The sequence below is a fragment of the Aquabacterium sp. A7-Y genome (assembly GCF_026153205.1).
Classification (GTDB): Bacteria; Pseudomonadota; Gammaproteobacteria; order Burkholderiales; family Burkholderiaceae_C; genus Caldimonas.
Genome location: NZ_JAPFBW010000001.1, coordinates 66676 through 85186, shown reverse-complemented (window position 1 = coordinate 85186; position 18511 = coordinate 66676). Strand labels below are relative to the sequence as shown.

The 18511-nt window shown below is 69.2% G+C and carries 17 protein-coding genes; 6 read left to right on the top strand and 11 right to left on the bottom strand.

Annotated elements, in window-relative coordinates:
* Nucleotides 1–6 precede the first annotated feature (6 nt).
* From OOT46_RS00385 to OOT46_RS00375, 3 genes are all read right to left on the bottom strand, one after another.
* Nucleotides 7–1329, bottom strand: a complete 1323-nt coding sequence (locus OOT46_RS00385; RefSeq protein WP_416136126.1) for a glycosyltransferase family 4 protein — start codon at nt 1327–1329, stop codon at nt 7–9.
* Nucleotides 1330–1548: 219 nt separating this feature from the next.
* Nucleotides 1549–1929, bottom strand: coding sequence for a hypothetical protein (locus OOT46_RS00380; protein ID WP_265401589.1), 381 nt, complete (start codon nt 1927–1929; stop codon nt 1549–1551).
* A 3-nt stretch (nt 1930–1932) separates the two neighbouring features.
* Complete coding sequence (locus tag OOT46_RS00375; protein ID WP_265401588.1) at nt 1933–2337, bottom strand: PRC-barrel domain-containing protein; 405 nt, start codon at nt 2335–2337, stop codon at nt 1933–1935.
* A 289-nt stretch (nt 2338–2626) separates the two neighbouring features.
* On the opposite strand from OOT46_RS00375, the gene OOT46_RS00370 reads away from it, so the two are divergent.
* On the top strand, nt 2627–5683 hold the full coding sequence (locus OOT46_RS00370) for an ATP-binding protein (protein ID WP_265401587.1): 3057 nt from the start codon (nt 2627–2629) through the stop codon (nt 5681–5683).
* Nucleotides 5684–5714: 31 nt separating this feature from the next.
* Here the strand turns inward: OOT46_RS00370 and OOT46_RS00365 are convergent, their stop codons facing one another.
* The 6 genes from OOT46_RS00365 to OOT46_RS00340 form a co-directional block, all read right to left on the bottom strand.
* Nucleotides 5715–6158, bottom strand: coding sequence for a hypothetical protein (locus OOT46_RS00365; RefSeq protein WP_265401586.1), 444 nt, complete (start codon nt 6156–6158; stop codon nt 5715–5717).
* 43 nt (nt 6159–6201) lie between these two features.
* Nucleotides 6202–6723, bottom strand: a complete 522-nt coding sequence (locus tag OOT46_RS00360) for a DUF421 domain-containing protein (protein WP_265401585.1) — start codon at nt 6721–6723, stop codon at nt 6202–6204.
* A 21-nt stretch (nt 6724–6744) separates the two neighbouring features.
* Nucleotides 6745–7668, bottom strand: coding sequence for a lipocalin family protein (locus tag OOT46_RS00355; RefSeq protein WP_265401584.1), 924 nt, complete (start codon nt 7666–7668; stop codon nt 6745–6747).
* 23 nt (nt 7669–7691) lie between these two features.
* The gene (locus OOT46_RS00350) at nt 7692–8177 is read right to left on the bottom strand and encodes a phage holin family protein (RefSeq protein WP_265401583.1); all 486 of its coding nucleotides are present in this window, start codon (nt 8175–8177) and stop codon (nt 7692–7694) included.
* Between the two features lie 2 nt (nt 8178–8179).
* Nucleotides 8180–8593: a DUF883 family protein gene (locus OOT46_RS00345; RefSeq protein WP_265401582.1), complete on the bottom strand. Its 414-nt coding sequence runs from the start codon at nt 8591–8593 to the stop codon at nt 8180–8182.
* Between the two features lie 103 nt (nt 8594–8696).
* Nucleotides 8697–8966: a GlsB/YeaQ/YmgE family stress response membrane protein gene (locus tag OOT46_RS00340; RefSeq protein WP_265401874.1), complete on the bottom strand. Its 270-nt coding sequence runs from the start codon at nt 8964–8966 to the stop codon at nt 8697–8699.
* Nucleotides 8967–9442: 476 nt separating this feature from the next.
* Between OOT46_RS00340 and OOT46_RS00335 the strand changes: the two genes are divergently transcribed.
* The 3 genes from OOT46_RS00335 to OOT46_RS00325 all read left to right on the top strand — a co-directional run bounded on the left by OOT46_RS00335 (nt 9443) and on the right by OOT46_RS00325 (nt 14404).
* A complete protein-coding gene (locus OOT46_RS00335) occupies nt 9443–9652 on the top strand; it encodes a hypothetical protein (protein ID WP_265401581.1) in 210 nt (69 codons plus the stop codon).
* A gap of 124 nt (nt 9653–9776) precedes the next feature.
* Nucleotides 9777–12515, top strand: a complete 2739-nt coding sequence (locus OOT46_RS00330; RefSeq protein WP_265401580.1) for a PAS domain S-box protein — start codon at nt 9777–9779, stop codon at nt 12513–12515.
* Nucleotides 12516–13024: 509 nt separating this feature from the next.
* Complete coding sequence (locus OOT46_RS00325) at nt 13025–14404, top strand: sigma-54-dependent transcriptional regulator (RefSeq protein WP_265401579.1); 1380 nt, start codon at nt 13025–13027, stop codon at nt 14402–14404.
* 10 nt (nt 14405–14414) lie between these two features.
* Here OOT46_RS00325 and ybaK read toward each other — a convergent pair whose 3' ends face one another.
* Complete coding sequence (ybaK, locus tag OOT46_RS00320) at nt 14415–14903, bottom strand: Cys-tRNA(Pro) deacylase (RefSeq protein WP_265401578.1); 489 nt, start codon at nt 14901–14903, stop codon at nt 14415–14417.
* Nucleotides 14904–14911: 8 nt separating this feature from the next.
* Nucleotides 14912–15973, bottom strand: coding sequence for an aldo/keto reductase (locus tag OOT46_RS00315; protein ID WP_265401577.1), 1062 nt, complete (start codon nt 15971–15973; stop codon nt 14912–14914).
* 316 nt (nt 15974–16289) lie between these two features.
* On the opposite strand from OOT46_RS00315, the gene hldE reads away from it, so the two are divergent.
* Nucleotides 16290–17717: a bifunctional D-glycero-beta-D-manno-heptose-7-phosphate kinase/D-glycero-beta-D-manno-heptose 1-phosphate adenylyltransferase HldE gene (gene hldE, locus OOT46_RS00310; protein ID WP_265401576.1), complete on the top strand. Its 1428-nt coding sequence runs from the start codon at nt 16290–16292 to the stop codon at nt 17715–17717.
* The gene (locus tag OOT46_RS00305; protein WP_265401575.1) at nt 17714–18484 is read left to right on the top strand and encodes a polysaccharide deacetylase family protein; all 771 of its coding nucleotides are present in this window, start codon (nt 17714–17716) and stop codon (nt 18482–18484) included. The genes hldE and OOT46_RS00305 overlap by 4 nt, the downstream gene beginning before the upstream one ends.
* The last annotated feature ends 27 nt before the right edge of the window (nt 18485–18511 follow it).

Sequence of the window (18511 nt, the reverse complement as noted above, 5' to 3'; positions counted from 1 at the left end):
AAAGAATCAGGTGGCGGCGGTCTGGACCGCGGTCAGCCGCGCCGTGCCGCGACGCATCGGCACCACCACCGCGGAACGCGCGGCTGTGGCGTGCAAGGTGCTGAAGGCCGCGCCCAGCTGCATGGCAACGCGGTCCCAGGTGAACAGCGAGCGCGCCCGCCGGATGCCGGCACGGCCCAGCGCGCGCGCCAGCGTCGGGTTGGCATGCAGGTGACTGAGGCGCTCGGCCAGCGCCGCCGGGTCCTGCGCCGGCACCAGGTAGCCGGTGACCCCCTGCATCACGGTGTACTGAATGCCGCCCACCTCACTGCCCACGACCGGGGTACCACAGGCCATCGCCTCCAGCGGTGTGATGCCGAAGGGCTCGTACCAGGGGGTGGTGACAAACACGTCGGCGGCGCAGTAGTAGCGCCGCAGCTGCTCGCGCTGGCGCCGGCCGGTGAAGGTGACGCGCGAAGCGACGCCGACGTCCTCGGCGATGCGCCGCAGGCGGCCGATCTCGGGCGTGACGGTTTCGTCCGGCTGGTCCGATTCGCCGCCGACCACCAGCAGGCGCGCCGGCACCTCCCTGGCCAGGTGGGCCAGCGACCGGATCACGTTGTCGATGCCCTTGCGCGGTACCAGGCGGCCGAGCTGCAGCACCACGAATTCGTTCTCGTCCAGGCCCAGTTCGCGCCGGGCCATGCCGCGGTCCATCGGGGCGAACTCGGCGGGGTCGAAGCCGCAGGGCACCATCACCATCTTGTGCTCGTCGGCGCCGTACAAGCGCACCAGGTCCTGCTGGTCTTGCGGGCACTCCGCGATGATGCAGTCGGCCTCCTCGACGAGGGTCTTCTCGATCTCGATGCGCTCCTCGGGGAAGGCGTCGGCGCCGCGCTGGTGCTCGCGCCGAACCAGGCCCAGCGCATGGAAGGTGATCGCGAAAGGCAGGCCGAGGTTGTTCTTGAGCTGCAGGGCAACCCAGCCGGACATGAAGAAGTTGGCGTGCGCCACGTCGTAGCCGCCGGCGTTGCGGCACAAGGTTTCGCAAGCCCGGGCAAATTCGGGCATGTACTGCAGCAACTGTTCCTTGGGCACGAACCGCGGCGGCCCGGCGTCGATATGGATCACCCGCAGCCCGGGGCGCAGGTGCACGACGGTCGGCAGGCTGACGTCGTCACGCCGGGTGAAAACGTCAACGTGGTGGCCGGCACGTGCGAGGCACTGCGCGACATGCATCACATAAATGTTCTGGCCGCCGGCGTCGATGCCGCCCAAGGTGGCCAGCGGAGACGCGTGTTCGCTGATGAGTGCGATCTTCAGCGCGGATCGTTTGGAGGGTGATCTCATGGTGATCCATCGTTAGAAGTGATACCGCCCCGAGGCAAATGGCGTGCCGCGTTCGGTCGCCATGACGGGAGAAGGTCCTTCGCCCCGGCGTCCCGGTAAGTGGCGGGCGCCCGCCGGTAAATCTTCCCTAGCGGGATGGGAGTGAGTCGGCGGGCACGGAAAAAAGGCCGGCGCAGCCTTGACGACGGCTGCCCCGGCCTCTCTGCGCGCGACCCCGGGCTACTGGCGCGTGCTGCTACCCGGTGCGGTCTTCAGTGTGTCGGTGCCGCGATTGCTGCCATAGGTATCCGAGGCACGCGACAGGCTGGTCCTCTCGTCGGCCCCGAGCCCGCGCGTGGCCGACGGTTCCGCGGAGGCGTCGCCTTGCAGGTAGCCCTCGGAGCCGCGGCCCCGCTGCAGGTAGTCAGGCTCGGCAGCCGCCTGGCGGCGTTTCTCACGCACCCGCCACGCCGCCACGCTGGCGCCGGCGATCAGTCCCAGGGCGAGGGCGATCCACAGGCCCCGGTTGGATTGGAGGGCAGCGCCACGGCTCATCAGGGAGTCGCGGGCACGCTCGATGAAACGCTTGCCGGTTTCGAGGTTGAACTCTGCGCTGTCCATGTTTCACTCCCAAAACGGCCGCGACTTGTACAGCGTGTGCAGGTTCTGGTGCCAGCTGATGTCGGCGGCGTTCGGCCAGTGGTCCTTGTCGAAGCCCTCGGCGTTGGAGAACAGGCTCTTGTCGGCATCAAGCACGAAACACTTGCGGTCCGTGTCCAGCGTCAACGCGCTCCAGGGAATCGCGAACAGCTTGTCGCCCAGGCCCAGGAAGCCCCCGGAGGTCATGACGGCATAGGCAATGCGGCCCCGCGGTACGTCGAGCATGATGTCGCTGATGGTCCCCAGGGTTTCGTCCTGGCGGTTGACGACCTTGTCACCGGTCAAGGTGTCCGCGGTCATGAGACGCGGACCGGGTCCGCTGTTGTTGATGTCGATGCGGGCGCCCTGGCCCGAGATATTGCTGTCCATCGCTGGCTCCTTTCGCTTGATTCGTAAAGGAGAACTCGCGGGTGCCGGCGGCTGTGCCCAGAAAAAACGTTTGCGCTTGGGGCACCGCGCGACACGAAGCTCTCAGCTCCTGCGCGGCAAGGCATATGCCCGTCGGAGCCCGCCGGGCGCCGATCGGGACCGGGCGCCGGCGGTCAGCTTGGTTACATTCAGTTCGGTCCTGGGGCCCCGAAGGTGCGCACCATCACGCTTGGCGCCCGCAGGCGCTGCAGCCTTGGTCCCCTTGCGATTTCCCATTTCCGCCCTTTTCATGTTCGAAGCAAAGCAGTGGCGCCGCTGGTTGCCCCAACCCCGCACAGCGGACACCCGCCGGTGGCGCCGGGTCATCCAGTGGCCGGCCTCCTCGCTGCGGGTCTACTTCGTGATCGTCATCCTGGTAGCGACGGTGCCGCTGGCGGTGTTCGTGTCCTATTTGATCTACCAGGAGACGCTGACCGGCCGCACGCAGATGGAGGACGGCCTGAAGCGCACCGCCGACACCTTCGCGCTGGCGGTGGAGCGCGAGATCGTGTCCTCCGTCGACGCGCTGTCCATCCTCGCCTATTCGGAGTCGCTGCAGCGCAACGACATCGCGGGCTTCTACCGCACGCTCACCCAGCAGCCGACCCTGCGCGCGACCTGGAGCAGTGCCTACCTGGTGGCGCCGAACGGCGACATGCTGTTCTCGACCGACCGGCCGCTCGGCGACACGCTGGGCAACGTCGAAGGCTCGCCCGAGTTCGAGCGGCTGAAAAGCACCCGCCAGCCGGTGGTGACCGACCTGGTGCTGGGGCACGACAGCGACCAGCTCGTGACCGCGGTGCAGGTCCCGGTGGTGTCCGACGGCGTGCTGCGTTATGTGCTGGGGGCGCGCATCACGGCCTCGAACTGGCAGGCGCTGATGCACAACGCGAGCGTTCCCAAGGGCGGTTTCCTGTCCTTGTTCGACGCCAATTCGCGCATCATCGCCCACAGCCTGCACCCCGACCAGCTGGTCGGGGCGGACCTGAACGACAGCCAGCCCATCGCAGGCGACCCCGGCGGGCTGCAGAAGGCCCCCTTTGTCGGGGCCAGTGCCGCCTATGCGGCCTGGCAGCGGGTGGCCATCGCGGGCTGGGGCGTGGGGGTGGGCATTGCCGCGGCGCCGCTCAACCGCGCCCAGCTTTCGGCCGTCGCTTCGGCGGTGGGCGCGGGCGCCCTGTCGCTCTCGCTCGGGCTGATCCTGGCCCTCATCGTGGCCCGCCAGGTGACCGACCCGCTGTTGCAGCTGGCCAACGAGGGGCCTGCCTCGGCCCGCGGCAAGATCGTGGTGCGCGAGATCGCGGTGCTGCGCGATGCGCTGGTGTCGGCCGCCGAGCAGCGCGAGGTGGCCCGGCAGCGGCTGCAGGCCAAGGCCGACGAGTTCGAGGCCTTGTTCACCAGCAGCCCGATCGGCCTGGCCATCGCGCAGGACGCCGGCTGCCGGGCGGTGTTGATGAACGCGGCGCTCGCCGCCATGTTCAACACCCGGGCCGGCCGTAACGAACTGCCCCTGCCCGGCCAGCCGCCGGCGCCCGGTGCACCTCACGTGTTCCGACACGGCCGCGAGCTGCCCGTCAACGAGTTGCCGATCCAGCGCGCCTGCACTGAAGGTGTGGAGCTGAGCGACGTCGAGCTCGACGTCGTGCATCCCGACGGGCACACCGTCAACGTGCTGGCCTATGCCGTTCCCTTGCGCAACGCCCGCGGCCTGCCGCGCGGCGCGATCGGCGCCTTCGTCGACATCACCGAGCGCAAGCACGCCGAGGAGCGCCTGATCAGCGCCGAGCGCAAGCTGCGCGAAAGCCAGAACCTCGTGGAGCTGGCCCAGGAAGCCGGCCACGTCGGCTTTTTCGACTACCACTTTGCCGAGGACGCGGTGGTATGGACCTCGGGGCTCGCCAAGCTGTGCGGGGTCAGTCCGGAAGCGCTGGAATCGAGTTGGGAGGGCTGGAGCCGCCTGCTCGCCAGCGAAGACGTGCATGTCGTGCGCGAGGCGGTGGACGACGCCGTCGCGCGCCGCGCCGAGCAGACCACCTTCGAATTCCGCGTGCAACGCCCGGACGGCTCGCTGCGCTGGCTCGCCAGCCGGGTGCTGCTGTCCTACGATGAGCAGGGACGGGCCGCCCGCATGATCGGCGTGAGCGTGGACGTCACCGATCAGAAGACCGTGGAACAGGAGCGCGCAGCCTTCGTCGCGCGCGAGCAGGTGGCCCGCCGCGACGCCGAAAGCGCCAACCGCGCCAAGGACGAGTTCCTCGCGATGCTCGGGCACGAGCTGCGCAACCCGCTCGGCGCCATCGCTGCGGCCGTCGAGGTGCTCAACCGGGTCGGCGCGCAGAACGACACCGCACAGAGCGCCCGGCGCATCATCGGCCGCCAGACCCACCACCTGGCGCGCCTCATGAACGACCTGCTCGACATGGCGCGCGCCACCGCGGGCAAGATCACGCTGAGCCGCCAGTGCCTGAACTTCGCGCAGCTGGTTCAGCGCCCGATCGGCGCCTTGGAAGTGTCGGGCTCACTGAAACAGCACACGCTGGATGTCGAACTGGAGGACGTCTGGGTGGAGGTCGACTCGATGCGCATCGAGCAGGTCGTCACCAACTTGCTGACCAACGCGGTGAAGTACACCCCAGGCGGCGGCCGCATTGAAGTGCGCGTTCAGGTCGACGGCGAGGATGCTGTGCTGGTGGTGCGCGACAGCGGGATGGGCATGCCCGCGACCCTGCTGCCGCGGGTCTTCGACCTGTTCGTGCAGGGCGAGCGGGCGCTCGACCGCCGCCAGGGCGGCCTGGGCATCGGCCTGACGCTGGTGCGGCGCATTGTCGAACTGCACGGCGGCACCGTGGAGGCCGAGAGCCCCGGGCCCAATCTCGGCAGCTGCTTCACGGTGCGGCTGAAGCGCGCTACCCCGCCGGCCGCGGTGGTGGCGCTGTCCGCGTCGATGAACGCGGGCGCCCGCGAGGTGGTGGTGGTCGAGGACAACGAGGACGCCCGCAATGCGATCGAGAACCTGCTGACCCTGGCCGGCCACCGGGTCACGGTGGCCGAGGATGGCGAGACCGGCTTGCAGAAGGTCATGGACTGCCAGCCCGACCTGGCCCTGGTCGACATCGGCCTGCCCGGCCTGAACGGCTACGAGGTGGCGCAGCGACTGCGCGCCGCAGGACGCAGCACCCGGCTGGTGGCGCTGTCGGGATATGGCCAGCCCCAGGACGTCGAGCGGGCCCTGGCGGCCGGTTTCGACGCCCACCTGGTCAAGCCCATCGACCTGGGCGAGTTGCAGCGTTTCCTGGCCGAAAGCTAGGCGCGCAGGCGGAGGCCCACGCTCCCGGACCTCAATGGGTGCCCTTCAGTCGGCCCTGCTCGTCGGTGTTGTCGACGTCGTCCTCGGGCGACAGCTCGTCCGCGGTCATGTCCTCCAGCTCTTCGTCCTCTGCCGCGAGCGCGAGTTCATCCCCGCCTTCGATGCGGTCGGGCGCGATGTCGGCGCCCTCGACCCAGCCGCCGTCGCGGTCGGCCAGGGCGCGTTCGCCGCTGCCGCCGGAATCGCTGTCGCTGTCGAGGTCGCTGTCACCCAGGTCCGCGCCGGCACCAGCGCGACGGTCCAGGTCCGAGGTGGGGCCGCTGTCCAGCCCCAGCGCCTGGGCGTCCACCAGCCCGGGTCCGCCCTGGACATCGCTGCCGCTGTCGGACGTGTCGCTCGGGCCCAGCATGCCGGTGCGGCTGGCTTCGTTGCGTTGCGGCGCGCGGCGTCCGCCGAGGATGCTGCTCTGTGCCATGGTGTGTGCTCCTGTGGCTGTGGGTTCCCTGCTTGTTCAGCAATCAGGGTGCCCTGCCCTCGGCGCCGGGCGCGCTGGAACGCGGCGCGCGGCGCTTGGCGTGAATCACGCTGACATTGCCATCGGCCTCCATGTAGGCTGCCTTGACATCGGTCAGATCCTCGACGCCCTTCTGGCGCAGCTTGCTCTGCAACTCCTCCAGCGAGAGGTACTCGCGGCGCAGGTTGCGGTGCAGCACCTGGCCGTGGCGCACCAGCGGCAGGGGCGGCGGCTCGGCGAAACGCCGCACCAGCGGGTAGCGAAAGCTGGCCCAGTCCAGCAGGAAGTTCCAGCCGACGATGCTTCCCACCAGCACGGCACCTTCGGCGAGGGTCGCATAGCCGCCTGCCATCGCGTTTTGCGAAGCATCGGCGATCAGCACCAGCAGCAGCACGTCGGCGATGGCGACCGAGCCGACGTCGCGTCGCATGATGAAACGGAAGATCAGGAACAGGAACCAGTAGGTCAGCGTGCCGCGCAGGACCAGCTCCCACAGCGGCACGCGGATGGCGAACAGATCCGACATGTCCCCCGGGACGGCGCTGTTTCAGTGGTAGGTCGTCGGGCGGTCCGACTCGCCAGGGGCCAGCGGCGCTGTCGTCGCGGCGCGCGGCTGGGTCGGGTCGGTCCCGGCCGCCGAGGTGTGCGCGGTGCGGATCAGGCGCTTGACGTCGAAGCCTTCCTGCTGGGCCAGGCGGACGAAGTCGTCGAAGGTCCCGGCATCCAGTGTCGGTGTGCGCGACAGCAGCCACAGCCCGTCGCGCTCCGGCGTGCCGACCAGCGCCGCGGAGTAGTCACTTTCGACGTGCAACACCCAGTAGTCGGTCCACGAGCCGGGCCACCAGCGCAACCACGCGGGCGCGAAGCTCAGCTCCAGCCGGGACGGGTGTTCCGGATCGGGTATGCGGGCCGTGCCCTCCTCGCGGCGTACGCTGCCGTCGCCGCGCAGGCATTCGGTGGTCACTTTCAGGCCGCCATCGGGCAGCGGCTCGAAAACGGTGACCACGTCGCTGGCACCCAGCTCCTCGGTGCGCGCCGGGGGCAGCGCCGCGATCTCGTACCAGACGCCGCAGTACTGGTCCAGGCTGAGCTGGGCAGCGGTGCCCAGCGCCACCAGTTCCGGCTGCGCAAACGGCAGCCCCAGCCCGGCCAGGAAGGCCGAGCCCTTGCGTCCGAGCAGCGGCGTCGCCAGCGACGCCAGCAGCGGTACCACGGCCGGCCCGAACAGGGTCCGCGTCCAGCTGCTGCGCCGGCGCTCGCGTTTGCCGCCGCCCTTGCCGCGCGTCAGGCGCCGCCACAGCCAGCCCGTCACCAGGGTGGTGGCGCCGCCGATCGCCAGGGCTTTCACACGCTGCTTGCCGGCTCGCTGAGCCTGCTGCCAACTGGCAAAGGTGCGTGCGTCCTGCAGCCGCACCTGGGCCTCGGACTGCTCGATCCGGGCGTCGATCTGGGTCAGGAGGGAACGAAGCATGTGGGCTCCAGCGGTGATAGAAGTCACGGGGTGTTCGGCTGCTGGGCGAAGGGCTTGAGCTGCCGTATCGTCGCCGGGAAGCCCATGCGGTGGACCAGCCCGCGCATCGCCCAGGCGAGCACGCCGGCGACCACCAAGTTGAGCGCGACCACCGTCAGCAGCGCCAGGCCCCAATGGATCTCGGCATTGATCACCATCCAGGCAGCGAGGCCGCCCATGAGGCCGAGCCAGGCCGTCACGATGAGGACCGCCGCCAGCACCGCGTAGAGCACCAGCTGCACCAGGGTCAGCCCGGTGCGCTGCGCCTCCAGCGAAAACAGCTTGGCGCGCTCCTGCAGCGAAGCCCGCAGCTCATGCCAGAGTGAACCGGCAGCGCGGGCGAAGGACTCGGCCGGGGCAGCGGCTGCTGCGGCTTGATGAACGGCTGCCGCTTGATGGACGGCTGCCGCCTGGTGGGCGGCGGCTCCGTCCATCGCGCCCGGCGCCTGGGTCGACGTCGCGGGCCCCATGGTCAGCGATGGCTCGTGATGCGGGCGATCAGCATGCCGGCCAGCGCCGCCACCGTGACGGCGGTGAAGGGGTGCTCGCGCACATAGCCGCGGGCCGCCTCGACCCACTGCTCTTCCATGGCGCCGAATTCGCCGCGCTTGACGTTGAACTGCTCGCGCGCCGTCGTGGCGCTGCCGCGCAGCCGCTCGAGCGTGGGGCCGGCCTTGGCAGCGACCCGGTCGACGGCCTCGTGCGCGGTCTGCGCCATGCGGTCCACCACGTTCGAGCTGGAGGCCGTGGAGCCCATGCTGGACGCAGAGCTGCTGCCGGCGCCCGCCGCGGAACTGCCCAGGCCCGAGGTCGAGCCGATCCCGTTGCTCGAGCCGGTGCTGCCGACGCCAGAGGTTCCAATGGAGGTGCTAGGCTGGTTTTCCATGATGAGTGTGCTCCGTAGACGGGCCCGAGGCCCGCGGTTGGGTAGGAATTGCAGAGAGAATTGCACCGGGCGGGATGGCCGTTTGCTCACCCCGCCCGTAGCGTCAGCGCATGCTGCCGCGTCGCACCAGGTTCACGACCGCCAGCAGGACGACCGCGCCCACCAGGGATACCAGCATGGCCCCTAGGCTGAAGGCGTCCTGGTTGATGCTTGGAACGCCGACCAGCGGGGAGATCAGCCAGCCGCCGAGCGCGGCGCCGACAATGCCGACCACGATGTTGAGGATGACCCCTTGCTGGGCATCAGTGCGCATGATCATGCTGGCGATCCAGCCGATCACGCCGCCAACAACTAACCAGATGATGAAGTTGATCACGGGCAGGCTCCTGTCAGAGTTGGTGGGAAGTGTCGTGTGAAGCAGCAGTCGAGTGCCTCTTGACAAAGGCCGGACAACTGCACCTCTCACACTGGGGACTGCAGCAACCGGCGTGCCGCGAGGTGTCCCGGGCGCCCTGCAAGGAGGCGCCGAACACGGGCAGCGACCGAACGAAATGCCCAACCAGGTGTAAGCCCTGCGGGTTTCTCCTGCACTGCCAACCCGGAGCGCCAAGCTGTGCCGGGACGCCATCCCGCCCGCCCTGCGGCGGCGCTTCGCGAGGGCCCGGGCAAGGCAGGCACGCTGTTTGCGTTGTAGCGTGTTGTGCACTCCCTCCGGACCCGCCGCGATGTGTCTGAATTGCCGCTTGCGCGGGTCTGGAGGGAGGAGTTTTGATTCCCCGATGCGCGCGCCAGGTGCCCGGAAGCTCCTCGCTCGCAGCGTCGGCAGCGACTTCGTGCAGGAGATTTTCGATGGCCAGCTCCACCGCCCATGATGTCTTCGGCGCGCCGCCGGGCCGCGTGACGCGTGCCCCCGGCGTGCTGGAGGGCCTAGAGCCGCCGCCCGGTGCCAGCCCTGACACCGCGCGGGACGGCCGGCTCCCTCAGGGCCCGAAGCCGGGCGAGGACGCCCCGCGCCGCAGCCTGCCGCAGCCCTGGGAGCGTGCCACCCGCTACCGCTAGTGCCCCACCCTCCTTGCCGCACTTGTTGCCGACCTGCCCACTGCCCTGCCGTTCGCGCCGCCCGTCGGGCACCTGCTGAGGACCTATGCAAGCACAACCGCACCCAAGCGCGGCCGCCGCCCCCATGCTCACCGACGCCGGGGTGGCACTCGGCGAACTGTTTTTCGTGGCCATGCAAAGCGGCCCGAATGCCCGCCCCTGTGTCGCGAGCGCGGGCGGCGCCCTCGAAGACCTCCTCGGACTGCCGGCCGACGAAGTGATCGGCCAACCCCTGGATGAGCTCCTCGAAGGCGCGACCAGCCTGCTCGACGACGCCGAAGGCCTGCCCCCGGCGGCCGGGACGCATGCCTCGGTGGCGCGCCTGCGGACCAGCACCCACACCCAGGGCTATGTGCAGGTTCAGCCCTTGCACACCATGACGGCGCCGGCCTGGCTGGTCAGCTTCCATACACTGCGGGCCACCGGCACGGCCGGACAGGCCCCGCTGCCGGCCCTCACGGGTTTGCCTTTCGCCGGCGTCGCGCATGCGGTGCCGGCGCTGCTGTTCGCCTGCTCGCCGGATGGCAGTGCGGTGTATGTCAACCAGCACTGGTTCGAATACACGGGCTTGGCCAACGATTGCTCCCTCGCCGACGAGTGGCTCGAGTTGGTCCACCCCGACGACCACCTGGCGCTGGTCGAGCAATGGCGGCAGGCGCACGCGCACGACGGCAAGTTCGAGGGCCAGTTCCGTCTGCGCGATGCGCGCGGGCAGTTCCGCTGGCATCTGTCGCGGGCCCAGCTGATGTGCGACCACCGCGGCGAACCGCTGCTGTGGGCCGGCATGGCGACCGAGATCGAACACCAGAAGCGGGTGGAAGACGCGCTCGACCAGCGCGAACGCGAGTTCCGCACCCTGGTCGAAAACGCGCCCGACGTCATCACCCGACTCGACCGCCAGCTGCGCCACGTCTACGCCAACCGGGCCATCGAGACCGCCTTCGGGCTGCCGCCTTCCGGCCTGATCGGCCGCACCAGCGGCCAGGCGGGCCTGCCGGCCGTGGTGGCCGAGGAATGGCGCAGCACGGCGCTCGCCGCGCTGCGCAGCGGTCAGGAACAGGAATGCCAGTTCAGCGTGCAGCGCCAGGACCCGGCGCGCCCGGTGAGCCACTACATCTGCCGCCTGATCCCGGAGTTCGACCGCGAGGGCCATGTCGAGACGGTGCTGTGCATCGCCTACGACATCACGCAGCGCCGCCACGCCGTGTCGGCGCTGGAGGAAAGCGAGCAGCGTTTCCGCCAGTTCGCCGAAAGCAGCGACGACGTCTTCTGGCTCGCCGACGTCAGCGGCGGCCAGCTGCTCTATGTCAGCCCTGCCTTTGAGCGGGTCTGGGGCCGGCCCTGCCAGGCCCTGCAGGCCGACCCCGGCCTCTGGCGCGATGCCTTGGTGGCTCCCGAGGCAGCCGGCCTGGGAACGCCCTTCTTCTCCGAGACGGCGCCGCCCGGCACTCAGGACGCCCTGCGCGAGTACCGCATTCGCCGCGCCGACGGCCAGCTGCGCTGGATCCGGGACCGGCGTTTCCAGTTGCGTGACGCAGACGGCGTGGTGGTGCGCATCGGCGGCATCGCCGAGGACATCACCGAACGCAAGGAGCGCGAGATCGAGCGCGAGGCGCTGCTGGAGCGTGAACGGGCCGCTCGCGCCGAGGCGGAGGCGCTGGCCTCGGCCAAGGACGAATTCGTCGCGGTGGTCTCCCACGAGCTGCGTTCACCGCTCAACGCCATTCGCGGTTGGGCCCACGTGCTGAGGCAGACCGGCGAGCTCAGCCCGGCGCAGTTGCGCGCGCTCGACGCGATCGACCGCAACACCCAGGCGCAGGCGCGCATGGTTGACGATCTGCTGGACACGCAGCGACTGCTGCGCAGCAAGCTCAATCTGGAGACGCGCTGCGCGGCGCTGGCACCGGTGGTCGAGCAGGCGGTCGAGAACTTCCGGCCCGGTGCCGAGGCCAAGCACATCCAGCTGAGCGTCTCGCACGATCCTCAGATCGGCATGGTCGACATGGACGTCGAGCGGCTGCGCCAGGTGCTGGCCAACCTGATCTCCAACGCCATCAAGTTCACGCCGTCCGAAGGCCGTGTCTGCGTGTCCACCCACCTGGGCCCGCACGCGCTGGAAATCGAGGTGCGCGACTCGGGCATCGGCATCGACAGGCAGTTGCTGCCGCAAGTGTTCGACCGCTTCCACCAGGCTGACGGCTCCAGCACCCGGCGCCAGGGCGGCCTGGGCCTGGGGCTGTCGCTGGCCCGCCAGCTGGTCGAGCTGCACGGGGGTCGCCTGCGCGCCAGCAGCGAGGGCCCGGGCCGGGGCGCCTCCTTCGTGGTCGAGCTGCCGCGCCGCCTCGCCGAAGCGGCACGCCAGGACGTGCCGGCCGGCCAACGCAGCCAGGACGGCCGCGCCCACCCGCTGGCCCGCAAGCGCATCGTGGTGGTCGAGGACGACCAGGACGGCCGCGAGATCCTGTCCTTCATCCTGCGCGACCAGAACGCCGACCTCGCGAGCTTCGACAATGCCGCGGCGGCCTTCCGCTACCTCGCCGAACTGCCCGCGCAGCAGCAGCCCGACGCCTTGATTTCCGACATCGCGATGCCCGACGAGGACGGCTACAGCTTCATCCGCCGCTGGCGAGCCGAGGAGCTGCGTCAGGGCCTGAAGCGTGTTCCGGCGGTTGCCCTGACGGCCTTCGCCAGCGCACGCGACCGCGCCAAGGCCTTCGCGGCGGGCTTCGACGCCCACATCGGCAAGCCGATCGACTCCGCCGTGCTGATCGAGACGCTGCTCGAGATGGTCACTGGCCGCGAAGCGGTCCCGTCCCCATCGTGAGCGTGGCCAGGGCCCGGGCAGGAGCGCGTGGCGCAGCGCGCCTGAGAAACGACACATCTTGCAATGGTTGCGTTCGTCTTTCGCCGGCCGACAATGACAGACACTGCGTTGCAATGGCGTCGCCGCGCCTCATAATTGACGCTCGCAACGCAGCACCCGCCGATGCCCGGCAAGCCAGGTTCCAAGGCGTGCAGTCGAACACTGCACGCCGGAGCCGCCCCGGGCCAGGCGCATGCCCGTTTCGCCCCGGTCTTCCAGTCCGGAAAAGCGAGGCGCGGGCGGCGAGGGAGCGGAGGCTTGTGACAGGGAGCAGCCGAACAACAAGCTATGAGGGATACCCCCGCGACGTTTCACTCTGGTGGCTCGAAGGGTCGCGCAAGGGTTCCAGGTGCTTTTCTTGCTCGTCGTTGCGCTGGTGCGGCGGCGAGCGGGCCGCTCACCGAGAGCGGCCCTGGGTTCAAACGCAGGCTCCATGCCACCGTGCAGGGGCCTGATCACGGAGGAAGAAGATGGGGCACGCACTCATCGTCGAAGACGATGCGGATTCGGCCGAAATGATGGCAGCGCTGATCGCGAGCGAGGGCTTCACGGCAGCGACTGCAAACAGCCTGCGTGACGCGCGGCGGCAGCTGGCACTCCAGGAGCCCGACATCGTGCTGCTGGACCTGATGCTGCCTGACGGAAGCGGCATGGAACTGTTCAACGAGCCCGAGACCCTGGCAAACACCGAGGTGGTGCTGATCACCGGCCATGCCAGCCTGGACACCTCCATCCAGGCATTGCGCCTGGGGGCGGCCGACTACCTGATCAAGCCGGTCAACATCAAGCAGCTGCAGGGCATCCTGTCGCGTGTGATGCGGCCCTCGACCTTGAAGGCCGAGCTGGCTGACTTGAAGGCCGAATTCGAACGCAGCGGCCGCTTCGGCCTGCTGTGGGGACGTTCCGCGCCGATGCAGCGCGTCTACGAACAGGTGGCCCGGGTCTCCAGCACGGCGGTGACGGTGCTGATCACCGGCGAGAGCGGCACCGGCAAGGAGGTCGTGGCGCAGACCATCCACGAACTCAGCCGCCGTCGCAAGAAGCCCTTCCTGGCGGTGAACTGCGGCGCCATCTCGCCGCAGTTGATCGAGAGCGAGATCTTCGGCCACGAAAAAGGCGCTTTCACCGGTGCCGATCGCATGCACCAGGGTTTCTTCGAGCGGGCCCACGGCGGCACCTTGTTCCTCGACGAAATCACCGAGATGCCGCTCGAGCTGCAGGTCAAGCTGCTGCGCGTGCTGGAAACGGGCACCTTCATGCGGGTCGGCTCCACGCAGTCGCAGGAAGCCGACGTGCGCGTGATCGCCGCCACCAACCGGGTGCCGGAGCAGGCGGTGCAGCAGGGCAAGCTGCGCGAGGACCTGCTCTACCGCCTCAACGTCTTCCCCATCCACCTGCCGCCGCTGCGCGACCGCACCGAGGACGTGACCCTGCTGGCCGAGCACTTCCTACACGACGTCTGCAAGCGCGAAGGCGAAAACAAGCGCTTCGGCCCGCAGGCCCTCGAGAAGATGCGCAGCTACCGCTGGCCGGGCAACGTGCGCGAGCTGCGCAATGTGGTGCAGCGCGTCTACGTGATGGAGGAAGGCCCGGTCATCGGCGACGACTGGCTGGTGTTCGACACCCCGGCGGTCCAGGAGCCGCGCGGCCCCTACCTGTCGGTGCGTGTCGGCACGCCGCTGGCCGACGTCGAACGTTCGCTGATCCTGGCCACCCTGCAGCACTTCGGCAGCCACAAGGAGAAGACGGCGGCCGCCCTGGGCGTCAGCCTCAAGACGCTCTACAACCGGCTCAAGGAGTACTCGCAGGAGCCGGGCAGCAACGGCGGCTCCGGCAGCGACCTGCCCTGAGCGGCGCCCTTCAGCGCGCCCCGACCTGCACCAGGGTCGGGGTCAGCAGCCGGATCGCGTCCCTGGGGTCGATGCGCACGAGAAAACCCCGCCGCCCGCCGTTGATGTAGATGTGCTCCAGGGCGGCGATGCTCGCCTCCATGTAGACCGGCATGGCCTTGCGGGTGCCGAAGGGCGAGGTCCCGCCCACCAGAAAACCGGTGTGGCGCTGCGCCACCTCCGGCTGACAGGGCTGGACGGTCTTGACCTTCGCTTCGCGCGCCAGCTGCTTGGTCGAGACCGTCATGTCGCCATGCATCAGCACGATCAGCGGCTGTTTGCGCTCGTCCTCCATCACCAGCGTCTTGACGACAAGGTGTTCGTCCACCCCCAGCTCGCGGGCTGACACCTTGGTGCCGCCGTGTTCCTCGTACTCGTAGAGGTGCGGCTCGAAAGTCACCCCGTGCTGGCGCAGGAAGGTGGTGGCCGGGGTCTCGCTCGCGTGGTCCTTGCGTGCCATGGTCTGTGTCACTGTGCGGGGTCGCGCTGTTCCCAACGGATGCGGTCGATCTCGGTCAGCACTTCCGGGCTCAGGGTGCTGCCCCAGGCATCGATGTCCTCGTCCAGTTGGGCGCGGCTGGTCACACCGATGATGGTGCTCGCCACCTGCCACTTGGTGTAGCAGAAGGCCAAGGCCATGCGGGTCGGCGTGAGGCCGTGCTCGCGAGCCAGGCGGTTGTAGCGACGCGCGGCGGCCAGGGTCTCGGGCCGGGCCCAACGCTGCTTTTTCATGCTGTCGAACAACGCCAGGCGCCCCCTGGCGGCCGCGGGGCCGGCCAGGCCCGCCTCGTCGTACTTGCCGGTCAGGCTGCCGAAGGCCAGCGGTGAATAGGCCAGCAGCGACACCTCGTGGCGGTACATCAGCTCGTCGAGGCCGTTCTCGACGGTGCGGTTGACCAGCGAATACGGGTTCTGCACCGTTGCAATGCGGGCCAGGCCGTGCTGCTCGGCCAGCCGCACGAACTCGGCGACGCCATAGGGCGTTTCATTCGACAGCCCGATCGCCCTCACCTTACCCTCGCGCACCAGCCGGTCCAGCGCCTGCAGTTGCTCATGGATGGACGCCACCGGCACATCGCGCTTCGGGTCGAAGTAGACGCCGCCGAACATCGGCACGTGCCGGGCCGGCCAGTGGATCTGGTAGAGGTCGATGCGGTCGGTGCGCAGGCGCTTGAGGCTGTTGTCGCAGGCGGCCAGAATGTCGGCGCCGGTGAGGTCGGGGCTGGCGTTGCGGATCCAGTCGTAACCGCGCGATGGCCCGGCCACCTTGGACGCCAGCACGACCCGCTCACGCAAACCGGGGCGGGACGCGAACCAGCGGCCCAGGATGGCCTCGGTGGCACCGAAGGTCTCGGCGCGCGCCGGGACCGAGTACATTTCGGCCGTGTCGATGAAATTGACGCCGCGCGCGACGGCATGGTCGAGCAGCTCGAAGGCCGCGGCCTCGCCGACCTGCTCTCCGAATGTCATCGTGCCCAGGCAGATCGGGCTCACCTTCAGCTCACTGCGGCCCAGCGTCTTCAACTCCATCGTTCAGGCTCCAGAACAAAGCGGCAAGTGTGCCGCAGCCTGGCGGAACCTGCAGGGGCGACGCCACACCGTGAGTTTCGGGGCGCCTCACGAGGCCATCACCGCGCCGCTGGCAGGAGACCGCGTGGCGCTGAATTCGCTGTCAAAACAAGCGGGCCGCCGAGCAATCTGACCGGTCCGAGGGGCCTGCGCCGGCGGCCCTCGGGCCATCCGAGGCAAAATTGGGGGTTTCGCGCCTTGCATCCTTCGCGCCGCCGGCGAGCGCCGGTCGGAGGCTCACCGGGAAGGCGGACGTCCGCCGAGAACAAGTCCTGTCATGCGTATTCCTGATTTTTCCAAGCATCGCCTGCTCGTGGCAGGAGACGTCATTCTCGACCGCTACTGGTCGGGCAAGACGTCGCGCATTTCGCCGGAGGCGCCGGTTCCCGTCGTGAACATCCGCAGCGCGGAACAGCGCGCAGGCGGCGCCGCCAACGTCGCCCTCGGACTGGCGGCGCTCGGCACGCCGGTCACCCTGCTCAGCCGGATCGGCCAGGACGAAGCGGCGGCCACCCTGCGTGAGGTGCTGCGTGCCGGCGGGGTGCAATGCGAGCTGGAGTCGGACCGCAGCCTGACGACCATCACCAAGCTCCGGGTGATCAGCATCCACCAGCAGATGATCCGCCTGGACTTCGAAGACCCACCGACCCCGGCGGCCGCTGTACGGCTGGACGCCTTCCAGGCCCAGCTGTCAGGTGTCGACGCCGTGATCCTGTCCGATTACGGCAAGGGCGCCCTGCAGAACGTCCAGGACCTCATCCAGGCCGCTCGCGCGGCCGGCAAGCCCGTGCTGGTAGACCCGAAACAGGTCGACCTGGGAGTCTACCGACACGCCTCCGTCATCACCCCCAATCGGGCCGAGTTCGAGCGGGCCGTCGGCGTGTGCCGCAACGAAGAGGAATTGATCGCCAAGGGCCGAGAGCTGCTGGAGGCCATGGGTTGGGAGGCTCTCGTCATCACCCGCAGCGAAGAGGGCATGACCCTGCTCGAGCGGCACCGCCCACCGGTCCATGTGCCTGCGCAGGCTCACGAGGTTTACGACGTTACCGGCGCCGGCGATACCGTGATCGCGGTGCTGGCCGCAGCACGTGCCGCTGGCGAGAGCTGGGCCTCGGCCGTCGCGATGGCCAATCTCGCCGCCGGCATTGCCGTCGGCAAGCTGGGCACGGCCACCGTCAGTCTTCAGGAGCTCTGCGACGCGGCGGAAGCGCCGCACCGTGCCGTGTCCCGCCAGGGCATCGTCAACGAGGCCCAGTTGCTGCAGCAGGTGCAGGAGGCACGTCGCCGCGGGGAACGTGTCGTGATGACGAACGGCTGCTTCGACATCCTGCACCCGGGCCACGTGAGCTACCTGGCCGAGGCCCGCCAACTGGGCGACCGTCTGGTCGTCGCCGTCAACGACGATGCCTCGGTCCGACGCCTCAAGGGCCCGAGTCGGCCTATCGTGCCGGCGGAGGACCGGATGGCCGTGCTGGCTGGCCTGCGCTCGGTCGACTGGGTGGTGCCCTTCTCCGAGGACACACCTGAGCGCCTGATCGACGCGGTCGGGCCCGACGTGCTGGTCAAGGGCGGCGACTACCAAGTCGAACAGATCGCCGGCCACCGCGGCGTGCTGGCGCGCGGCGGTGAAGTCCGCATCCTGCCCTTCGTGGAAGGGCGCTCGACCAGCGGCATCGTGCAACGCATCCAGGAATCGTCCCGATGAAGCCCCCCGTGACCGGACAGCCGCCAGTGTCGGTGCTGATGTACCACCAGGTCGGCGTGTTCCCTCGGCCCAAGGCGCACCGGGCCGTCTTCTGCGACGTGCGGCGCTTCGCCGCGCAGATGAACTTCCTCAAGTGGGGCGGCTACGGCGTGATCAGCCTCGAGCAGGCGTGGCGTGGCGTGTTCGAGGGCGCGTCCCTACCGGCGCGACCGGTGGTGCTCACCTTCGACGACGGCTATGAGAACTTCCGCGAGCACGCTTGGCCGATCCTGCAGCGCCACGGCTTTCCTGCCTCGGTCTTCCTCGTCACCGACCTGATCGGCAAGGATTCGGCCTGGCTGGACAGCAGCTTTCAGAAGGCTCGCCTGATGGACGGCGCAACGGTGCGCCGGCTCGCCGGCGAAGGCGTGAACTTCGGCTCGCACACGCTCAGCCATCCGCGCCTCTCGCAGCTGCCCGAGGCACAGATGCGACGGGAGATCTTCGACAGCAAGGCGGCACTGGAGGACCTTCTCGGCGCGCCGGTGCCCGATCTCTGCTATCCCTATGGCGACTACGACGTGCGGGCGCGCGATCTTGCCGCAGAGGCGGGCTACCGGCTCGCCCTGACTTGCATCCGGGGCGCGGCGAACACCGCCGACAATGCCTTCGAGATCCCCCGCAAGGCGATTTCCTGGGGCGACAACCTCCTCGGCTACGCCTGGAAGCTGCACATGAAACACGCGCGCAAGGACAGGCCCGGTGCCGGTCCGGACGTCTACGACTGATGGGCGAGCGCAGGCCCCTCCCCCCCT